This is a genomic window from Anaerovibrio slackiae, assembly GCF_009695585.1.
Taxonomy (GTDB): Bacteria; Bacillota; Negativicutes; order Selenomonadales; family Selenomonadaceae; genus Anaerovibrio; species Anaerovibrio slackiae.
The window spans coordinates 1-22,120 of the sequence record NZ_VUNR01000032.1 but is presented as its reverse complement, the minus strand read 5'-3'; the positions used below and the strand labels follow the sequence as shown (position 1 = coordinate 22,120).

Annotated in this window: 16 protein-coding genes; all 16 read right to left on the bottom strand. The window is 49.7% G+C overall.

The window, feature by feature from the left end; all coding sequences use genetic code 11:
* Positions 1-95: 95 nt before the first annotated feature.
* Positions 96-1,598, bottom strand: coding sequence for a glycerol kinase GlpK (gene glpK, locus FYJ84_RS12335; protein ID WP_154407913.1), 1,503 nt, complete (start codon positions 1,596-1,598; stop codon positions 96-98).
* Positions 1,599-1,772: 174 nt separating this feature from the next.
* Positions 1,773-2,990: an anaerobic glycerol-3-phosphate dehydrogenase subunit C gene (locus FYJ84_RS12330; protein ID WP_154407912.1), complete on the bottom strand. Its 1,218-nt coding sequence runs from the start codon at positions 2,988-2,990 to the stop codon at positions 1,773-1,775.
* A gap of 19 nt (positions 2,991-3,009) precedes the next feature.
* Positions 3,010-4,251, bottom strand: a complete 1,242-nt coding sequence (gene glpB / locus FYJ84_RS12325; protein WP_154407911.1) for an anaerobic glycerol-3-phosphate dehydrogenase subunit GlpB — start codon at positions 4,249-4,251, stop codon at positions 3,010-3,012.
* Positions 4,248-5,873, bottom strand: coding sequence for an anaerobic glycerol-3-phosphate dehydrogenase subunit GlpA (gene glpA, locus FYJ84_RS12320; RefSeq protein ID WP_154407910.1), 1,626 nt, complete (start codon positions 5,871-5,873; stop codon positions 4,248-4,250). The genes glpB and glpA overlap by 4 nt, the downstream gene beginning before the upstream one ends.
* A 493-nt stretch (positions 5,874-6,366) precedes the next feature.
* Complete coding sequence (locus FYJ84_RS12315) at positions 6,367-7,179, bottom strand: MetQ/NlpA family ABC transporter substrate-binding protein (protein WP_154407909.1); 813 nt, start codon at positions 7,177-7,179, stop codon at positions 6,367-6,369.
* A gap of 164 nt (positions 7,180-7,343) precedes the next feature.
* Positions 7,344-7,997, bottom strand: coding sequence for a methionine ABC transporter permease (locus FYJ84_RS12310; RefSeq protein ID WP_154407908.1), 654 nt, complete (start codon positions 7,995-7,997; stop codon positions 7,344-7,346).
* Positions 7,966-9,024 (bottom strand): methionine ABC transporter ATP-binding protein, encoded by a 1,059-nt coding sequence (locus tag FYJ84_RS12305; RefSeq protein ID WP_277007898.1) that lies wholly within the window; start codon positions 9,022-9,024, stop codon positions 7,966-7,968. Before FYJ84_RS12305 ends, FYJ84_RS12310 begins: the two co-directional genes overlap by 32 nt.
* Positions 9,025-9,315: 291 nt before the next feature.
* A complete protein-coding gene (locus FYJ84_RS12300; protein ID WP_154407906.1) occupies positions 9,316-9,474 on the bottom strand; it encodes a hypothetical protein in 159 nt (52 codons plus the stop codon).
* A 55-nt stretch (positions 9,475-9,529) separates the two neighbouring features.
* Complete coding sequence (locus FYJ84_RS12295; RefSeq protein WP_205764254.1) at positions 9,530-9,811, bottom strand: hypothetical protein; 282 nt, start codon at positions 9,809-9,811, stop codon at positions 9,530-9,532.
* 130 nt (positions 9,812-9,941) lie between these two features.
* Positions 9,942-10,526, bottom strand: a complete 585-nt coding sequence (locus FYJ84_RS12290; protein ID WP_154407904.1) for an RNA polymerase sigma factor — start codon at positions 10,524-10,526, stop codon at positions 9,942-9,944.
* A gap of 11 nt (positions 10,527-10,537) precedes the next feature.
* On the bottom strand, positions 10,538-13,231 hold the full coding sequence (locus FYJ84_RS12285) for an NHLP bacteriocin export ABC transporter permease/ATPase subunit (protein WP_154407903.1): 2,694 nt from the start codon (positions 13,229-13,231) through the stop codon (positions 10,538-10,540).
* Positions 13,232-15,481 (bottom strand): NHLP family bacteriocin export ABC transporter peptidase/permease/ATPase subunit, encoded by a 2,250-nt coding sequence (locus FYJ84_RS12280; RefSeq protein WP_154407902.1) that lies wholly within the window; start codon positions 15,479-15,481, stop codon positions 13,232-13,234.
* Positions 15,482-15,486: 5 nt separating this feature from the next.
* Positions 15,487-16,446, bottom strand: a complete 960-nt coding sequence (locus FYJ84_RS12275) for an HlyD family efflux transporter periplasmic adaptor subunit (RefSeq protein ID WP_154407901.1) — start codon at positions 16,444-16,446, stop codon at positions 15,487-15,489.
* 1 nt (position 16,447) lies between these two features.
* Complete coding sequence (locus FYJ84_RS12270; RefSeq protein ID WP_205764253.1) at positions 16,448-17,629, bottom strand: efflux RND transporter periplasmic adaptor subunit; 1,182 nt, start codon at positions 17,627-17,629, stop codon at positions 16,448-16,450.
* Between the two features lie 203 nt (positions 17,630-17,832).
* On the bottom strand, positions 17,833-18,141 hold the full coding sequence (locus tag FYJ84_RS12265) for a hypothetical protein (protein WP_154407899.1): 309 nt from the start codon (positions 18,139-18,141) through the stop codon (positions 17,833-17,835).
* A gap of 943 nt (positions 18,142-19,084) precedes the next feature.
* On the bottom strand, positions 19,085-21,877 hold the full coding sequence (locus FYJ84_RS14720; RefSeq protein WP_154407898.1) for a DNA methyltransferase: 2,793 nt from the start codon (positions 21,875-21,877) through the stop codon (positions 19,085-19,087).
* Positions 21,878-22,120 lie beyond the last annotated feature (243 nt).

Here is a 22,120-nt window from a genome sequence, read left to right as displayed (position 1 = left end):
GAATTCATACCTGCTGCCGGCAGAACCGGCAACAGGCACAGAATTCAAAAACAACCATTCAACAGATATTCTAACAAACCTTTACCGAATAAGGATTACTCCTCATCCTCCAGCCAGTGCATAGCGTGCTTAACAGCCTTTCTCCAGCCCTTGTAGAGCTTAGCAGCCTCCTCAGCAGGCATTACAGGCTCGAAGCGTACATCCAGCTTCCAGGCAGTCTTCAGCTCTTCCTTGCTGCTCCATACGCCTACAGCAAGACCTGCCAGATAAGCAGCACCGAGAGCAGTAGTCTCGATAATCTGAGGACGATCTACAGGAACGCCCAGAATATCAGCCTGGAACTGCATCATCAGGTTGTTGGCAACAGCGCCGCCGTCTACCTTCAAAGCAGCCAGCTTGATGCCGGAATCAGCTTCCATTGCACCCAGAACATCCTTGGTCTGATATGCCAGAGACTCAAGAGTTGCACGAACGATATGAGCCTTGGTAGTACCACGGGTAATACCGATAATCATACCACGGGCATTGGAATCCCAGTACGGAGCACCTAGGCCAACGAATGCAGGAACCAGATATACACCGCCGGTGTCGCGAACCTTCTTGGCAACCCACTCAGAGTCAGGAGCGGAGTCAACCATGCGGGCACCGTCACGGAGCCACTGAATAGCGGAACCAGCAACGAAGATGGAACCCTCCAGTGCATACTCAACCTTGCCATCCAGGCCCCAGGCGATAGTGGTAACCAAACCGTTCTTGGAGTCATAGATGTCAGTGCCGGTATTCATCAGCATGAAGCAGCCAGTACCATAGGTATTCTTTGCCTCACCAGGATTGAAGCAGTTCTGGCCGAACAGAGCAGCCTGCTGGTCACCTGCAGCACCTGCAACAGGGATTGGGGCGCCCAGAATAGAAGGATCAGCATAGCCATAAACGCTGGAAGAAGGACGAACCTCTGGCAGCATGGTCTTTGGAACATTCAGGTGATCAATCAGCTCGTCATCCCACTTCAGCTCCTTGATGTTGTACATCAGGGTACGGGAAGCGTTGGAATAATCAGTTACATGAGCCTTGCCACCGGTCAGCTTCCAAATGAGCCAGGTGTCAATAGTACCGAAAATCAGGTCGCCTGCCTCTGCACGAGCACGGGTGCCCTCTACGTTGTCCAGAATCCAGGTAATCTTGGTGCCGGAGAAGTAAGCATCCAGGGTAAGGCCGGTCTTCTGCTTGAACTCATCAAGATAGCCCTTTGCCTTCAGGTCATCAACGATGCCGGCGGTCTGGCGGGACTGCCACACAATTGCGTTATAAACAGGACGGCCGGTGTTCTTATCCCAAACTACTGCGGTCTCACGCTGGTTGGTGATACCCATAGCTGCGATGTCGCTTGCCTCAAGGCCACTCTTTTCCAAAGCACCCTTCATTACCTCGCACATGGTGCTCCAGATTTCATCTGCATCATGCTCAACCCAGCCCGGGTTAGGGAAGTACTGAGTGAACTCCTTCTGTGCAACGCCTACAATCTTGGAGTTCTCATCGAAGATGATTGCTCTGTTGGAAGTGGTACCTGCATCTAACGCCATTACATACTTCTTTGCCATTGTGAAAATCCCCCTCTTGAAAAAATAAATAATTACCTCTCGGAAAGCCCTCTCTCAAAGCTTATCCTTTAATATATGAATGGTACCTGCTTCAGAAAACACCCCTGTTTCCTTGCCTTTGAAGCAATACCGCTCATTACGCCTATCATATTATATCACATCTTATAAAAAATGTTAAGACTTTTTATAAGCTTTTGCCAAAATTCTTATCGGATGGATTGCCTTGGTATCCGTGCCATGCTCAATCTGCATGCGGCAGGTACCGCAATCACAGACAACCTTGTGATAGTTATCCCCGTTGATGGCATCAAACAGCTTCTGCCCCACCTTCATGGATGTCTCATAGTTATCCTTGTGGAAGCCGTAGCTGCCAGAAATGCCGCAGCAGCCTGCATCAGCATTGACAATATTCAGACCTGCCTTTTCCAGAAGGTCAAGAGCCGGCAGCCCGATACCCTGAGCCCGCAGATGGCAAGGTGCATGATAAATGAACTTGTGGTCACTCTTGATGCTTACCTTCTTCAGCTTACCCTCATAATCAAGCCGTGCCAGGAATTCAAAGGCATCCCACACATTCTTTGCCGCTTCCTTCATCTCGGACTGGGCAAACAGCTCCGTGTACTCAGTCTTCAGCATCAGGGAGCAGGAGGTGCAGCAGGCAATCACCGGAATATTCTTCCTGGCGTATTCCTGAATTACAGCCACATTGGTATCGGCATGATTTCTTGCCTCATCCAGATAGCCGCCCACCACCAAAGGAGAACCGCAGCATACAAAGCGGTCATCCATAAGAACCTCATAGCCATTCTCGTTCATGACCTTGACGAAGGCAACCCCCACCTCAGGGTCATTGGTATCAATATAACAGCCAGGGAAGAACAGAACCTTCTTGTCAGAGGACGGCTGCTTTATCTTCTTGAACATATCGCGGAAGTAAGTGGAAGCATAGCGCGGTGTCTTCCGCGGTGCCATGCCCATTATCCCCATCATGCCGGTAGCCTCGCCGATGGACATGCCCAGGTTGGCAAGCTGCTTGCCAAAAGGAATGCTGTTCAGCATATTTGCCATCTTGAAACCATGGCTCAGCATTTCATCCTCCGGCTTGTGAGCCTCAGGATGAGCCTGCAGGTACTTTGCCCTCTCCAGCATGTTCAGCGTGGATACAGAAACGCCATTCGGGCAGGTAATATCGCAGTTCTTGCAGTTGGAGCACAGCATCAGGGTGTCCTCATAGTCGCTTGGATCGGAGAAATGCATACGGCTATGAGCAGGTCCTACAAGCTTCGGCCCCTTGTATTCAGGATTGGCAGCAGTAACAGGGCATGCCGCAATACAGGATGTGCAGGCAATACAGTTATCTGCTGAATCTCTTGCTCTTTCTTCTAACTCCATAATATAATACCCCTTTCCATCAAGCCCTGGCTGCCTTGTATGCAGAGGACAAAGCCACACCATTGCCGGAATGCTCAAAGCAGAAATCATAACCGCTCAGGTTGCGGCCCACAACGTAAACATTCTTCAGAACCACGTTGCCGGAATCATCCACAGCCCGGAGAGAGCTGTCCACCCTCACGCCAGCCATGGCAAATGCCTGCTTCTTGTCAGAGAAAAGCTGCTTGTTTACCCACTTCTCCTCGGTGCAATCACCCTCAACAGGCAAGCCGAATACCATCTCCTTGTACTCGCCAAAATCCCGCATGGTGATGCCGCCGCTGTAGAAGCCGCCTGTAGCCAGGATAAACTTATCTGCCTCATAAACCTGGCTGCGAATCTCGCCGCCAGCCTCAATGGCAGTAACCACATCGCCCTTTACGATAGCCTTCTCAGCCTTTGCATTCTCGATAACACGGATTCCCTTCTTCTTCAACGCACTCAGGAGTACATCACGGAGACGGATGCCGTTTACGGACGGAGGCATGCCGGTAGTTTCCACTACGCTGCAGCCAAGATCCTTAACCAGCCTGTTATAAACTGTATAATCGCCCTTAGTCCCTAAAATCTGAGGTACGATAACAACCTTGCCAACGCCAGCCTGGCCCTTTACCTGCGCCAGAAATTCCCCATAGCCTTTATCGCTTTCAACCCATCTTGCCACATCCCTGGTAGTAAGGTCACGGCCGGTAATATAGGTGTCCACCGTAACAGTAGTATATCTCTTATCCTCACCCAATTCCTTGGCAAGATTTTCCTTGACCATATCTACATAAAAGTCCTTTAAGCCCTTTACTCCCACGATGACAATCTCGTGAGCCTTGAAGCAATCAGATGCCTCCAGGGACTCAGGCAGCAGGCAGGTCGGCTTCAGGGTGCCTACGCTGGTCACCAGCCACTGCTGCTCCTTGAGAGAACCTGTATAAGGGAACCCTTCCCCTGCCACAGTTCTCTTGAAAAATTCTACAGAATCCTGAATGGCAGCCACGCCAATCTTCTTATAAGGGTGATTTTCAGCCAGCTTGCCGATGCCCTCAATAGGACTATCCACAGCCTTGCCTGCATCATCATAACCCAGAATATCTATCACACCGCTGTTCAACGGGAATGTACCTGCACCGTAGGACAGCAGCGTCACCTTCTTGCCTTCATCGGCACTTACCAGCGCAGCCATCAGACCTGCCACGCCATTACCGATAACCACTACATCAGATTTGCTCATCCTCGTCTACCCCCATTTACGTTAAACAACAGCTCGTACATGCCTCTTGTCATCTCTGCCTCCCGGAGGGTTTTGCCTGCCATAACAGGAGTAATGCCCTTCCATCTGGCCTGGAGGAAGTTCTTCATGTCGCCCAGGGAATCATTGCATCCCTCAAGCTTGTTCTTAAAGAGCTTGTTGGCTACAGCAGCACTGCGCAGGGCGCAATAATTGCCCTGACAGGTACCCATGCCCATGCGAGTCCTTCTTCTTACATCCGCTACGCTATGGCTGGTAGGCTCAGCGGCAATCCGCTGAATCTCTGCCATGGTAACGTTCTCGCACTCGCAGAGAACCTCCCGGGTTTCCGGCTGCTCCTTCAATGTCTTCACTACATCGCCGAACTTGTCAACGCCCAGACGGGTGGCTGCAAGATTTACGCCATAAGATGGGAAGTACTGACGGGCAGCCTTCTTCTCTGCCTCCGGCACCTCCGGCACCAGATCTTCCTCAGCGGTACGGCACTTGGCTGTGTTATGCAGCTTCGGAGCCAGCACATCGCAGAACTTCTCTGCCATCAGGCGGTAGGTGGTGAACTTGCCGCCACAGATAGTCATCATGCCCTTCAGGCCGTCCTCCTTCTCGTGGTCGATGGTCACGAAGCCGCGGGAAGCATTGCGGCCGCCCTCGGCACCCTTCGGCACATACAGCGGACGGGAACCGGCAAATACACGGAGGATGCGGTAGTCGCGCAGATGCTCGAATACGCCCTCGCCGGTCTTCATCAGCTCCTCAACCTCCTCCCAGGAAGTGGAGGTATCCTCAGGGTCAGGAATGGTAATGGAGGAAGTACCCAGAATGGTAATGGAGCCGTGCGGCACAAAAATATCACCATTGGACGGCTTGCGGAGACGGTTGACAACCCGGTTGGAAATGCGCTGGTTGAAGGCAATCAGCGTACCCTTGGAAGGGCTTACGTTGCACTCCAGGCCTGCCATGTGGGCAACCTGCCCGGCCCAAGGACCGGCAGCATTTACCAGGATTTCGCACTCAATCTCATATTCTTCCTTGGTAACATTGTCGCGGACAGTAATGCTCTTTACTACCGCATTCTCAATGTTCACCCCGATAATCTCGGTATAAGTCTTGTAGCGGCCGCCATAACGGGCAGCAGACTGCAGATTCTGCCAGGACATGCGGAAGCCGTCAATAGCTCCGTCCGGCACCTCATAAGCTACAACCAGCTTGCGGGAAAGGTTAGGTTCAATGCGCAAAGCCTCCTCCTTGCTGATTTCACGTGTTGGAATGCCGCTTTCCTTGCACCCCTTCAACCACGGCTCAACAAAATCAGGATCATCGCCCTCAACCTGCACAAACATGCCGGTGGTAGCCTCAACACAGGATTTGCCTATTCTGCGCAGGATAGTGTTCTCCTCGATGCACTCCCTGGCAGCCTCCTGGTCCTTTACCGCATACCTGGCACCGCTGTGCAGCAGGCCGTGGTAGCGGGAGCTGGCACCATTTACCATATCCAGCTTCTCAATCAAGAGTGCATCAATACCGCGCATTGACAGATCGCGCAGGATACCGACGCCTGTAGCACCGCCGCCGACGATGACAACCGTAGCCTTGTCCTTTACCATAACAATCCCCCATTTTCTATAATACACACAGAAGCCGCAGCCCCCACTATGAGATAAAGCATAAGACCAATGAACGCTTAACGGATAATTATTATCAATAACTATTATCTCACATTTGAATTTTATTTCGATTGCACATTGTAAAATTCCAACCGCAACAAAATTTCATCTACACACATATATTACCCCATCAACTTCAAGAAGTCAATAAAAATAATATGAAAAACGAGATTTTTATTCCCCACTACTACGAATACGCCATTTATCCCTTGAGAATACGACAAACTCACCATGTTTTCGTTGCGAATTACCACTTATAAACTTATTTTCACACAATTCCTAAACATGCACATTATTTCTCATGACACGAAAAAATGCTCAGATTGTCTGTTTTCCAGACAATCTGAGCATTTTTTTACGCATTTTATGCATTATCTGCAAATGATTTGCCAATCATTTGCCAGCCATATAAAAGCCATTATCACAAAGCTAATCAGAAGGTAGCCACAACTGCACCGTTATACTTTTCCTCGATGAACTTCTTTACCTTCTCGGACTGCAGCGCCTTGATCAGTGCCTTGATCTCAGGACGCTCCTCGTCACCATTGCGCACAGCGACGATATTTACATAAGGAGAAGTGGCATCCTCGATGAACAGGCTGTCCTTGACAGGATTCAGCTGTACCTGCATAGCGAAGTTGCTGTTAATAACTGCCAGGTCAACATCATCGATGGCACGAGGCACCTGGGCTGCCTCCAGCTCCTGGAACTTCAGGTTTTTCGGATTCTCCACTACATCCTGAACAGTAGCAGCAATGTTGGTATCATCCTTCAGCTTGATGAGGCCTGCCTTGCTCAGGAGAATCAGGGCACGGCCGCCGTTGGTAGGATCATTAGGGATTGCTACGGAAGCACCCTCCTTGACCTCTGCCAGGCTCTTTACCTTGTGGGAATAAATCCCCATCGGCTCGATGTGAATACCGGCAGCATTGGCAACCTTTACCTCAGGATGCTCCTTGATGAAGTTGTCCAGATAAGGTGCATGCTGGAAGTAGTTGGCATCCAGCTCCTTGTCGTTCAGGGCCAGGTTCGGCTGTACATAGTCGTTAAACTCCACAATCTGCAAATCGATATTCTGTGCCTTCAGGTCATCCTTGACCTGCTCCAGCACCTCTGCATGAGGCACGGCAGTAGCGCCTACCTTCAGCACCTTTGTCTCACTGGCAGCCTGCTTGTCACTGCCGCAGCCGGCCAAAGCCAGTACTGCCACAGCCAATGCTGCCAAAACTGCTAACAATTTCTTCATAGACAATTCCCCCTTGATAGCTTGATAAAAAATTATAATTTCCTCCTAGAGAGGCAATAAACACATGAACAAAATTTCTCTGCCAAGCACTGCCATTTTGCCAATTTGTTGTACAAATTTGTCAAAATGCTATACTTTTCGCCCCAATGCCGCAAGCAAGCCACCTACCGCTTGTCCAGCTTCTTTGCCAGGGCATTGCCGGCAAACTGCACTACCTGCACCATGACAATCAGCACCACCACGGTAGCAATCATGATATCAGGCCGGAAACGCTGGTAGCCATAGCGGATAGCCAGGTCACCCAAACCGCCGCCGCCAATGGCGCCTGCCATGGCTGACTCTCCCACCAGGCTGATGACCACCGTGGTCAGCTGTGCCACGATATTTGGCATAGCCTCCGGCAGCAGCACCCTGGTAATAATCTGCATCGGCGTAGCACCCATGGACTGAGCCGCCTCTACGATGCCCTCCGGGATTTCCCTCAGGGAAGTCTCCACCTGACGGCCGATAAAAGGCACAGAAGCCAATACCAGAGGCACCATAGCTGCCGTAGTGCCGATAGAGCTGCCCACAATCAGCCTTGTCAGCGGAATAATCGCCACCATGAGGATGACGAAAGGAATGGAGCGCACCGCATTGACTACGGCCCCCAGCACCTTGTTCAGCACCAGGCACTCCAAAATCTGATTTTTGTTGGTGGTGTGCAGCAGCACTCCCAGAGGAATGCCGATAATAGTAGCAATCAGCATGGATACCGCCACCATGTAGACGGTCTCTCCCAATGCCTTACTGATGAGCGGAATCATGTCTGCTGACATAGCCAATCACCTCCACCTTCAGATTTTGTTTCTGCACATATTCCAGTGCTTCCTGAATTTCCAGCTGCCTGCCGTCCAGGCTGATAATCAGCCGTCCGAAAGGCACGCCCTTGATATCATCCAGGCTGCCGAAAAGAATGCCCACATTCAAATCAAAATTCTTGATGAGCCTGCTGATAACCGGCTCATTGGCAGATTCCCCGATAAAGGTAATCCTGATCAGCAGGATGCTGCCGCTGAACTGCTCCTGATGCACCTCCCGCTCCCGGAAGCCTACAGGCAAATCATTGCTGAGAAGCACGCTGATAAACTCCTTGGTAATAGGCTGCTGGGGATTGGTAAACACATCCAGCACCTTGCCCTTCTCGGCAATCACGCCCTTGTCAATAACAGCCACCTTGTCGCAGATGTCCTTGATAACCTGCATCTCGTGAGTGATGACCACCACCGTCAGCTTCAGCTTGGCATTGATATCCCTGATAAGCTGCAAAATTGCCTTGGTGGTCTGAGGGTCCAGTGCCGAGGTAGCCTCATCGCAGAGCAGAATCTTCGGCTCGCTGGCCAGCGCCCTGGCAATGCCCACACGCTGCTTCTGACCGCCTGACAGCTGGCTTGGATACTGGTTTGCCTTATCAGCCAGCCCCACCAGCTCCAAAAGCTCCGTCACCTTTTTGTCAATCTTCTCCTTGGGCGTATTTACCAGCCGCAAGGGAAATGCCACATTCTCATACACGGTAGCCGAGGACAGCAGGTTAAAATGCTGAAAAATCATGCCGATGCTTTTCCTCGCCTGCCGCAGCTGGCTTTCGCTCATGGCTGTAATATCCTGACCGTCCACCGTCACCTTGCCGCTGGTCGGCCGCTCCAAAAGATTGATGCAGCGCACCAGGGTAGACTTGCCGGCACCGCTGAGGCCGATGATGCCATAGATCTCGCCTCTGTTGATATGCAGGCTGATATCTTTGATGGCTCTCACTGGCCCCGAGGGACTGTCATAGATTTTCTCAATATGGGATAAATCAATCACAGGCTTCAACTCCTAAAACATTGTTTTCCTGTATGTTTTGTATAATAGCATATTTTTCTCCTTAGGTCAAGAGTTAATTAACTACTATTTCAATATGTAAAATAACTTTCACAAACCAAAAGCATACAATACATATTATACCGATTTTTCCGCCAAAAGAAAACAAAAAAAGACTGTTATCTCCAAAAAGAAATAACAGCTTTTTTGCACATTTATGATAGCCAGCCCCTGCATCCTGTAATGATGACGGGCAATCGCACCTGCTACCGCCACATCCGGCTCATCATCCTCTCAGCGAGGCTTTTTAATAGGCCATTTATAACCTGCTGCCGCCACCATGTCCAGCTCATCATCAGCCAGCAGCTGCTTTTCATCATACTTTGCCAGCAGCCTCTCCTTCAGGCTTGCCTGAACCTTGGAAAACTTACTGAAATCCACCTTCGGTTCCATCGCCTTCACCTCACTTCAGAAATTGACTCAATACCTGAATCAAACCGAAATCTTATCAAACTAAATCTTTAGGTATCGAAAAAGGCTTGCCATCCGTCCCTATAATATCAGCGCCAGGATACCTATCAAAATATTCCTGAATTCTGTCCAGCCCGACATTAATGGTTGAATCAGATATTGAAATATTCGGAAAAGTTCCTTTTTCGCTATAATTATGCACTCTGACATAATAAGCCTGCTTTCTTTCGCTATACTTAATCTCACAGGTAAGTGTGGTCTTGCCACCGGATACATTATCCATCTCCTCATCATTCAGCATAACCTTATCTTCTTTCATCATAACCGCTTCCTTTCTACTATTCTGCTTTATCTGCCTTTCTGATATGGTTTTCACAACCTTGTTTCTGTCCTTTATACGCACAGAAACGAAAAACATTACAAAAAATCTCAAAAAATTTCCAGATTTTTTATATTGTGTAGCCGCTGCCCTCCAATATAGCTTTCAGCTTGTCCAGCGCCCGGTGCAGGACAACTCCCACATTGTTGGCGGTCATGTCCTCCATCTCGGCAATTTCCTTGTTGCTGATGCCCGTAAAGTATTTCAGGGAGACAATCCGCCGCTCCCTGTCATTAAGCTTGTCCATAGCCATAAGCAGCTGGCTGTCCCCTTCATCAGACAAGACCTGCTGCTCCGGCGTCTTCCTGCCGTCAGCCGGCTCAAAAAAATCCTCCCAGGCCGCCTCATTCAGCTGCTTGTGCTTCCTGAATAAGCTGTTCATCTCATTGAGGGCAATCCGGAAAATCCAGGTGGAAAAAGCTCCCTTGCCGCTGTCATAATCCCCCAGCTTCACAAATACCTTTTCAAAGGTAATGCTGATAATATCATCTGCCTGCTCCGCATTCTTGACCTTGGCAAAAATAAAGTTATAAACCCGCGGAAAAAAATAATCATACAGCTCGCTAAAGGCTTCCTTATCGTATCTTGCCCGCTCTGCCAGCTCATTATAATAACCACTCCTGCGCTCTGCAACGCTCTCCCGCATATCCAGCATATAAACTCCTCCTATGCCATCTGACGCTTTGCCAGCTGCGCAAACATGCCATCCATCTCCATCAGCTCCTCAAAGCTGCCCTGCTCTGCCACCCTGCCATCATCAATCACCACAATCCGCTCCGCTTCCCTGATGGTGCTGAGCCTGTGGGCTATAACAATCCTGGTAGCCTTCATGCGGTTCAGGCTTTCTGTCACAATCGCCTGAGTCCTGTTGTCCAGGGCACTGGTAGCCTCATCCAGCATAATGATGGCAGGCCGCCCGGCAATAGCCCGGGCAATCAGGATGCGCTGCCGCTGGCCGCCGGAAATATTGCCGCTGCCCTCGCTGATAACCGTGTGCATCCCCATAGGCATGGCGCGGATATCATCAGCAATCCCTGCCAGCTCCGCCGCTTCCCAGGCATCCTCCATAGTCAGTGGCGAGGTTCCTACTATATTTGTGTATATATCTCCCGTCATCAGCTGGCCATTCTGCAGCACCACCCCCAGCTGGCAGCGTACAGAAGCCAGATTCAGCTCCTGCATATCCTGATAATCATAGTATATTACACCGCGCTTGGGCGTTTCCATGCCCAGCAGCAATCTCAGCAAAGTTGATTTGCCGCAGCCTGACTTGCCCACGATAGCCACATTTTCCCCGGCACGGATATCCAGGCTGATATCCTTCAGCACATCAGGCATATCATCACCATAGCTGAAAGTAAGATGCTCAATCCTGACCGCCCCAGTCAGCACATCCGCATCCAGCTTGTCCTCCGTCACCTCCGGCACCTCCTCCAGGATAGGACGCAGGTTGTCCACATGAGGCTTGATGGTGAAGAACTGCGCCAACAGCGGCACTATACCCACAACCGTACCATTAAAGGAAGAAAATGCCGCCTGAAAGGCCAGGAACTGAGGATAGCTGATATGCTGCACCACCTGCCCTGCAGCAGTGGTTTCCTGCATGCCGTACATGGCAGTATAGTATAAAAGCATATTCAGGATAAAGGGCTGCACCGCCCCGATAATGCCGTTATAATTGCCCTGCCAGCGGAGCTTCATCTTCCATTTCCATTCCACGCCAAATACCTTTGACCAGAGATAAAAGGCCTGCGCTTCTGCACCATGCACCCGAAACTTTGCCAGCCCGGTAAAAATCTGCTGCAAAAGCCCTGCTGTCTGATTGGACGCCTGCAGCATTTCCCTCTGAAAATTAATCAGGCGGCGATAGATAAATGCCACCACCACCAGATAAACAGCCCAGACTGCCAGTGCCTCCAGGGTAAGCTTCCAGCTATACCACAGCATCAGCCCTATGCTCCAAAAGGAAAAGACAAAGTTGAAAATCTGCCCCACAAACTGCCCTGTAGCCATGGATTTGATTGCCTCAATACCATTCATGCGCTGCAGGAGCTCCCCTGTTTCAAACCGCCGGAAAAATTTTGCCGGCAGCTGCAAAAGCCTGCCCCAGAGAGCAGCTTCCACCGACATATCAAGATGATTGGTAATGCGCAGCACCGCAATAGAGCGCACCAGGGAAAGAGCTGACGTAGTAAAGCCCGTAATCAGCATAATCTGGGTAACTGCCGCCAGTCCCACATGGTCCCGGATGGGAATAATATCGCTAAAGACAGTCTCCGTAATAATAGGGGAAACCAGCGGAATAATGCCAGCCGCCAGGCTGCACAGGATAATCGCCTGATAGTCGCGCTTCCAGCAGTGCCTGAACATGAATATCAGCAAATCCCTGACCTTCAGCCTTCTGGCCGGAAACCCGGCATAGCACTGAAAACCGTCACCATCTATAGAAGCCGCCAAACTGCTGTCTACCGGCACCCCCTCCGGGTGGTCATAAGTATACATCTTGTAGGAGCTTTCACTCTCCGGCACCAGTGCCGCCAGCTCCTTTTCCTCTCCCGCATAGCCAAGCAGCACGCCGCAATCCTTTTTGTACCAGTCATCTGACAGGCTCACCAGACGCATGGTCATATTGCCCTTCTGCATAAGCCTCTTTATCAGTCCCAGCTGATCCAGCTTGCCAGCCAGCTCAGGGCTGATATGAATATTTTCCAGGGGCATCCCCAACGCCTTTGCCACCATGCGAATAACAAAAGCTGCACGCTCCTGCTGCTTTCCTTCTTCCTCCTTGCGCTCCACAACCTCCTTTTGCAGAAGATTGTTAATAGACACATCCACCAGCTGCTGCCTGTAATCCGCCGCCTTACCAAGCCTGGCTTCCTTGTCATGCTGCAGCAGATCAAAATGCCTGCGCAGCCTGCCAGCCAGCACCTTCTGCCGGTCCTGCCACAGACGCAGCAGCTCCTCATATTTCATAGAGGATATCTTTTCCTGCATACCCTCCCAGTAGGCAAGAGCTTCCCGGCTTTTCAATGCCTCCCGGCTGATAAAGGAAATGTCGAACAACTTTCTATACCAATGACTGAGCAAATGTCCAAGTTCCTGCTCATTATAATCAGTAGGATTGGCAGGACACAGGCTGCTTTCCTCCACAGCATACACATATATGCTTATCCTGTCATCATTGATGAGAAAAACAGGCTCCCCGGCGCGCAGCTCCATCAAAAACAGCTGCCTGCCGGTCCTGGCATCCTCTGCGTAAAGCTCGCAAAAGCCCGACTGCACACGCATCAGCTCAAACTGCCCTGACAGCCCCATGCGTTCACCTGGATAAATACTAAGTCCAACTTCCATGCCCGGCATTTACTCACCTCCCACTGACTGCTCATTTTCTGCCACCCTCTGCTGCTCCATAATCAGGTTGTAATAAGCTCCCTGCTGCCCAAATAATTCCTCATGAGTGCCGCGCTCCACAATCTTTCCCTGCTCCAGCACAATAATCTCATCACAATCCCGGATAGTGCTGAGACGATGGGCAATCACCAGGCAGGAGCAGCCCCGGCGGCGGATATTCTGCATGATTTCCGCCTCAGTCAGGGGGTCCAGGGCACTGGTTGCCTCATCCAGCACCAGGAAGCTTGGATTGCCTGCCAAAGCCCTGGCAATCTCCAGCCGCTGCCGCTGGCCGCCGCTGAAATTCCTGCCTCCCTCATCCACATGTGCCTCATAGCTGCCATTCAGCTGCACTATATCCTGATGGATGCAGGCATCCCTTGCCGCCCGGATCACATCATCCCGGCTGATGGCAGCATCAAACATGCTGATATTCTCGCGCACCGTGCCGCTCATCAGGAAAACCTCCTGGTCTACAGAAGACACCGAATTCACAATCACCCTGCGGGGAATCCTTTCCCGCTCCATGCCATCAAAGAGGATTTTCCCCTCCCACTGCTCATAGAGGCCTGTCACCACCCTGCCCAGGGTAGACTTGCCGCTGCCGGAAGTGCCCACCAGTGCCACCCACCGCCCAGGCTCTATAGTCAGGCTCATATTCTGCAAAAGAGGTGCCGCCAGACGGCTGTAGCCGAAATAAATATCCTTCAGCTCCACCCTGCCCTTCAATACCTTGAACGGACAGTCAGGCTCCTCCTCCTGATAATTCAGCCTGTCAATCTCGTATTTTCGCACATCGTTCAGCCTCTGCATCTGCATTTCCGTAGACTGCAGCTCCTGTCCCAGCCCCACCAGATTGTTAAAAGGAGTCTGGAAATTGCCCATCAAGCTTTGAAATGCCATGAATATACCGGCTGTCATCACCCCTTCCATAATGGAAAAGCCGCCGATGGTCATGATAAGGGCACTATTCAGTCCGCTCATCAGCATGGGAATCATATTGACGCTCTGGCTCAAAAGGGCAATCTCCTGGGAGCTTGCCAGCACCTTGGCATGGTAGCCTGCCACCTTGCCAAAAAAATCCGCCTCGTTGCCGTTTGCCTTGATGGTCTCAATCATCTGCAAGCCGTTCATGGAGTTGCCATAGGCCTTGCCTGACTCCTGCTGCACCCGCATGGACAAATCCGTCATGCGCCGCCTGAGATAGAAGAAAACGCCCAAATCCACCAGGCTGAAGCTGACACCGATCACTGTCAGGCTGGGACTGTATTCGTACAGCAAAAACAGGAAAAATAGTGCCGTAAAGAAATCCAGCAGGCAGGTAGCCGCCGAGCCGCTCAAAACAGCTGCAATAGACTCCGTGAAGCTGGCACGGGAAGCAATCTCCCCGGCAAAACGCTGCTGAAAAAAATCCATGGGCAGCTTCAGAAGATGCCAGAAAAAACTGCTGGAATCCGCCAGGGTAATCTTCTCCTGCCACCTGGTCAGGCACCAGCTGCGCATAAAGGAAAGAATGCCGCTCAGTACAAAGGACAAGGTCATGGCCAGCATGAGATTTACCATCCAGTCAGGATGCTTGCCGGTCAGGATATCATCCAGAAAAATCTGGCTCATGACAGGAGATGCCAGCTGGAAAACCAGCATCCCCAGCCCGATCAGCAGCACAAAGAGCACCGCCCACTTGTCCTGCCAGAGCTTGCTGCCCACATCCTTCAGCACGTTGTAGCGGTGTCCCATGGGCTGGAAATTCTCCCCTGGGCGTATTTCCATGGCAATACCCGTATAGGAGCCCTTGAACTCAGCCCAGCCTACAGTACGCCTGCCTACAGCAGGGTCATTCAGGTACACCCTGTCCCCCTTGATGCCCTCCAGCACCACAAAATGATTGAACTCCCAGTGAATAATCAGGGGATATTTTTCCTCCCGGAGCTGGTCTGCCATCATGCGGTAGCCTGCCGCTTCACAGCCCAGCTTCCTGGCTGCCTTCAATACATTGCTTGCCTTGGAACCATCCCGGTTCACGCCGCATTCCTGCCGGAGCTTTTCCAGGGGAATCCACATGCCATAATGTGCCAGCACCATAGCCAGGGAAGCAGCACCGCACTCGGTAGCCTCCATCTGGAGAATAACCGGCACCTTGACGCGGCTCCCCTTATCCCCTGCCAGCTTTTCAGACAGAGCATCCTTTATCTCCTGCCAAAAACTAAAACTCTTTTTCATGGCCATCACCTGTTTCTCAGCCACTGGCTGGCCTTGTAGAATACTTTTTCAATAGGCGCCTTGCGGTCAATAATCACGCTGCCTGTCACATAGGTACCTGCCGTCACGGGCTTGTGCTCCCCTACAATAGATGTCCAGAGATACCCCGACGCATCATTTTCATTTTTTACCAGGTCAAACCGCACCTCCACCACGGAATTCTGCACCTGCTGCAAAATAGTCTGGGCCAGCTGGGCATTGCCAAGATTGCGCACCATGGATGCCTGGTCCACAGGATAATCCGACACAGAACGCACTACCCCCAGCAGGCTGCCTGTCTGGCTGGTATCAGCCCCGTTAGGTGCCAGCTGGATGCTCATGCCCGGCTCCAGCCTCTTGCCCTTGTCTACCGATACATACATAATGCCGGTCAGGTCACTGCGGTCTTCATCCAGCCGGATAGTGCATATCTCATCACCTGCCCTGACCACAGTTCCCTCATCGGCCAAAAGCTCTGTTACAACTCCTGTATAAGGGCTGTAAATCTGCTCGTTGACCGCCTCCGCCGTACGCTTGGCATCATGGGCGTTTACCCTCTGCTCCACATCGCTGCGGTTCGCCCCCAGGTCAATGCTGTTCCTGACGGCGATGGTATCCATAGTCATGTTCACCTGGTCTATCTGGGCCATCTGCTGATTTTTCTTCACCCGTGCCCCCTTATTGATATACAGCTTATTTACCTGACCTGTAGTCATCACAGTTACCTTCCTGAGGCCGCCGGCATCCGTAATCAGGCCGTAGCCATCAGCCTTGACTGTAAAGGAGCCCATAATAGACCAAAGCACAACGCCTGCCAGCAGCAGTAAAATAGCCACCAGCCCTATCCAGCCGATAGGATTGGTTACATGGAGCAGGGTATCCAGTTTCTCCGGGGAACGCATCTTGTCCAAGGCTTCCCTGCTAAACAATCTCTCAGGATTTACCATTTCATTCCTCCCCTTCCTCCATATTTGCCTCTACCTTCTGACCTTCCTTCAGTCCATCAATGCCGGATACCACTACTATATCCCCCTCCTGCAGGCCGGACAGGATTTCCGCATATTTCTCTCCTACAGCTCCTACCTCCACATGGCGCTCCTCCAGCTCATTATTGCTGTTAATCACATAGACATTGCCTGTATCATAGTTGTTATCAAGGGCTTCCACAGGTACGGACAGGACATAGCGCGGCTGATTGGCTGTCAGCACCATATCCTCGTAGCTTCTGGCTTCCAGGATACCTGCATCATTATAGACATTAAATACTACCCGGCGCATCTCCGCAGGCTCTGACAGGGCAGGATAAATGCCGAAAATATCCACAGCAAAAACGCTCTTGCTGCCTTTGTTGCCGGAGTTGTATTCCGTATTGTATGCCTTCACAAAATCAGGCCGCTTAAAGGATAACGTAAAATTTCCCTTTTCTCCTGCCTCGCCCAGCAATGAACGGAGGGCAGCATCCTCCATGTTCAGGGCAAACCACAGGGACCGGAAGTCACCAATCAGGCAGATGGGCGTGCCAGCCGTGACAAAGTTTCCTTCCTCCTTGTAGCTGACCAGCACATATCCTTCCGCATTGCTCACCACATGCAGCCTGCCCTGGTTGAGCACAGCCTGCTCATACTGGGCCTGGGCGTTGGCTGTATCAGCCTGGGCCGCCGCAAAATTCGCCCTTGCCTCATCCAGCTTTTCCAGTGATGTAGCATTCTGCTCAATCAGGCTGCTGTAGCGGCTGTAGCTGTTCTTTGCCTGCAGCTCCACCGCCTCCGCCCGGCGCAGGGCACTTTCTGCCTGCTTGATTTTCAGGGGCAAATCCTCATTGGTCAGCTCCACCACCACATCACCGGCATGCACATATTTATTCTTGTGGGTATATTTTTTTGTGATGACACCATCCACCTTGGCAATCACATCCACAGACTGCCGGGAGTACATGCTTGCCTCAGGAAACTCATACTGGGCGTGAATCTGCCGTATTTTTACAGTGGTAGCATTGACTATCACAGAGCGGTTATTCATCCTTTCCAAGATAACGCTCTCGCCCTTGTAATTGACAAAAATGCCGTAGCCGATAATGGTCAATGCCATGATAATCACCATAACCATGGCTATATAAAAATATTTTTTCAAACACACCGCCCCCATGAAAATACGCACAAAATATATCCCCTATCAGTCAATAATCACAATCACACCGTTATATTCTACAAAAAATGCAAAATTCCTGCAAAAAAAATAGCACTGCACTCTGTATACACAGAAAACAGTGCCATTTTTGCTACATACATAGACTCAGTCAAAGCAGGAAGTGAAATTATTACGGCAGCAGCTTATCAATACATTCCGCCCCAGTTCACAAATCTGGCAAGGGAAGGAGGGCGCACAGCCATTCCGGCAGCCACATTGTCCAGAGCATCTTCGGATAACTCAACCTTGGCTGAACCGGAAGCCTCTTTCTTCAGCATATCGATTACAGCATCAATAGTATCTTTTGAAATGCTGATGCCGTTAGCCAGCAAAAATTCTGCCACCTCTGCCGAAGTCTGCTTCTCAGCAAGTGCCCTCGCAAATGCTTCATCCTGCCCAATCTTTTCCATGAGCTTATTCACGGTATCAAGTAATTCCTGCTTATTGATTTTCATAATCCAAACATCTCCCATCATATTTTAATTGTTTTGTGGTTTTGCTATTTATACGCAAATACTCCTAATTCATTACATACATGGCAGAAATTTTCAGTTTGTCGTAGTGGTTATTTGTAACTGTGAGCATATACGTATTGAGATAGTTTGATAATTCGTGGATTCTGTTCAGACATTTAAAAGGGACAGGTAGCGGCAGTACCCATAGAAAACTCGCTCTCGCTCTTAGCACAGCCTCGCGCTTCTAAGCTCCTGCATCGCTTACGCTCGCACTCGCTAAGAAGCGAGGCTGCACTCAAGGTTTTCTTTGGGTACATGCCGCACCTGTCCCTCTTTGTGTCTGAACAGATATGCACTTAGTTATCAACTACACACTGTTGTACGCTACCAGGGCAATCAATATGGCTTTACGAAAAGCTGAAATAAGGGGGCGAACTGGCTTTGATGCTTCTGCATTAAGATATAAGTCACATATCGGCCACATCTTTTAGCAGTTTTACTGCACGAAAAAAGCCATCCTCGCCTGGATGACTTCTTCGTAGATGCTGTGACCATCAGTGCTCCAACACTGGTGTATGGTCGAGATTTTCTCCCCAAAAACCTATAGTGGCGAGCCATCGTTGTGGTTCGCTCTTTTTTTATGTCTTTATTGTACAGCATTTTTCAGCTTGAGTCAACATGCAAGAAAAAAGCACCAGCCTTATTGCCGCTATTGAGGGCGGCAATAAGCTGGCGTGAAAAAAAATTTTTTTACTGGCATTTTTTGACAACAGCAATTTTCTTCTGCCCTCTCTGTGACAGATGAGCAGAAAAAATTTTTATAATTCGTCTTATGCATTTATCTTTATCTTATATATATTATAGGACGTAGCAGGTCTGGTAGCAGTTCCTGTAGCAGTCTGATAGCATTTAGTGCTACGCGAAAACCCATAAATTGATGTTTTTAACCGTTGCTTTTTTCAGTCAGTTCCTGATACATCTTCATCAAAGCTGCCACTGTTTCCGATGGGCTGTACCATTTAGACGGATGCTCCGGTGTAGGCTCCATGAAAAATCCATAGGCCTCCATCACCGCCATGTCATTGGCCCTATGGGCGTTCAGCAAATCACCATACAGGAACATCGCCTCACCATACAAATCCGCATAGGATAAATCAGGATATTTCGCCCTTGCATCCAATATTGCCTGAGCAGTCTTCTCTATCTTTTTCTTTTGTGCCTCTGTCGGATTGCACCACGGAAAAGCATTGTAGACAATATCCTTTGAATACCTATATCTCATTTCTAACCGACCTGCCACTGTACGCATCCATGCCATGTGCACATTACTTTCCAGCACACCAAAATGGTACAAATCCCCCTCCGGCAAGATAAAAACCAAATCACTGCATAAAATATCCGGCGTCATAAAGCCCATCGGAATATACGACCTGTTCTCTGATGACACCTTTGGTATCACAATATAATTTCCCTCAGGCATGTTTTCAACATGAAATCTGGTAGGTTTCTCTGCTAATTTTCTTGTTCCAGCACTTGGACTTTGCAAGCGATATTCTCTTACTGATTTTACCCTTTCAAAGCAGTGTGGCATTTTTACAATAACATTCGGTGGACAATCACCAAGCCACAGACAATAACGTGGTTTACGATGAATAAATTCCTTTGAGCCATACCACGGCTTGAAATAAGCCTTTGATTTTGGCTCTTTTTTTACAAAAACTTCCATTTCCTCTTTAGTAAAAAGATAAAATCCCCCATCAATAGGTTTATTCCCTATGCCAATTATTGGTGTATTGCACAGCGGTTTGTTTCTGCTCTCTACAAATACATTTTCCGCTTCTACCAGATAGGCGTTAATATTGGCTACCTTTTTAGGCTGATTGTCAATGTAAATGACTTTTTGCAGCCTGCCGACTTCGCTGAAACCGACTATTACGCAATGTACATGGGCTTTTTGATTGCTTTCGCTGTCCCAGATAAAGCTTCTGTGAGCAAAATCAATCTGTATGCCGCCTGCAAATAATGGCTTCCACAAAATTCCTACCGAATCCCCCTGGGTAACGGAATTGGTAGATACAAAAGCACAATGGATTGATGTGCCATGAATATAATCTGCAGCTTTTTTGTACCAGCAGCAGACATAATCAAGATTGCCAAAATTTTTCCAGCCATCAAAGACAAGTGCCACATCGAGCTTCTGCTCACCGCCAGCTTCCATTTGACGTGCACCTATGAAGGGCGGATTACCCATTATATAGTGAAGTTTGTCAGGCGATATAACACTGCTCCAATCAAGCCGCAGGGCGTTGCCCTCTACGATGTTGGAGTAGCTCTTGAGGGGCAGGAAGTCCAGATTCATGTTGACAATGCCCTGTGTTTCCACCATCATCTGATATTCTGCTATCCAAAGGGCGGTTTTGGCTACGGATGCAGCAAAATCGTTGATTTCGATGCCGTAGAACTGATGAATAGATACCTTTATGGGATTGGCTATGTCACCCAGGACAATCTGCTCCCCTAGCAAGGCCTGAATCCCCCTGTTTTCCAGTCTCCTTAAAGCAATATATGTTTCTGTCAGGAAGTTGCCGCTGCCGCAGGCGGGGTCAAAGAAGGTCAGACTTGCCAGCTTGTCCTGATAGTCTGCCAGTTTGCTGTTTCTCTGCTTCACCTGCGGTATGGCAAGAATGGCTTCCAATTCCTCTGCCAGGTCATCCAGAAACAGCGGGTCGATAACTTTGTGTATGTTTTCGATGCTGGTGTAGTGCATGCCGCCACTGCGCCTGGTTTTGGCGGACAGAGTGCTTTCAAATACCGCCCCGAAGATGGTGGGGCTGATGTCACGCCAGCTGAAGCTGAGGGAGGCTTCTTCCATGATGACCTCTACAGTGCGCTCATCCATCTGGGGTATTTCAATTTCACCATCAAACAGACCGCCATTGACATAGGGAAAAGCAGCCAGTTCCGGCTCAAGGTATTTATCTCTTTCTGCTACAGGAGTATTCAGCACCCGGAACAGCTCTATCAATTCCTTGCGGAAAAACTTAGCTGGAAAATTCTTCATGTAATTGTAGAACTGATTGTGCTGGAAAATCCCTGCATCCTCGGCATACATGCAGAAAATCAATCGCACGCATAGCTTGTTCAGGCTTTGCAGGACTTCCGGCGTTTGGCTATCGTATTTGGCAGCGATATAATCGTATATCCTGCCCACCAGCTTGCCTGCCTCAACGGATATTTCCACTTCTTTGCGGATATGGATGTTGTCCTTGGCAATGAGAAAGTCAAGGCGGTGAAATTCATCAGGCAAATCAGCCAGCTTGATTCTTTCCGGCTCGCTATGCTTATTATTGAAGTCAAAAATCATGAACTCCTGAAAATTGCAGGAAATGCCCCAGCGGGGCATTTCGTCATAGTTCATGGCGTTGGCATAGCGTATCATCTGCTGCATGGGTGTCAGCCATGTGCCATCGGACTGCTTGATGCCCTTGGTCAAATCTTTTCCTATGCTTTTCTGCTCAATGATGACCTTGGTAGATGGAATATACACATCTATGAAGCTTACATTGGACAGCTGTATCTGCACTTCAAAATTCATGTAATCTTCTGGATTTTCCACGCCATAGACTGTCCTGATAAACTCCATCCAGAATTTTTGTGTTTCCCCCTTTTCATAGCCCTTGCCCTGCCATTTTTCCGCAAATGCCTTTGCCGTTTCCCTCTGCTCGTTTTCTGTCATGCTAACCCCCCTCAAAATATGCACACAACGTATTCTGCTATCATTGTAACAAGCAAACAATATAGTAGCAAGTATTTTATCTTAATGTGGCATTCATCTCCCTTCCTCTATAGGAGGGAGATGAATGCCACGTCCACCGAATTTACGCAAGTAATTGAGGTGGACAATAGAACATATCGATGATATAATAATAGGTGGCAGGAGGTGAATGATGTGTTACAGCAAAAAGGCTATCTGTATCGA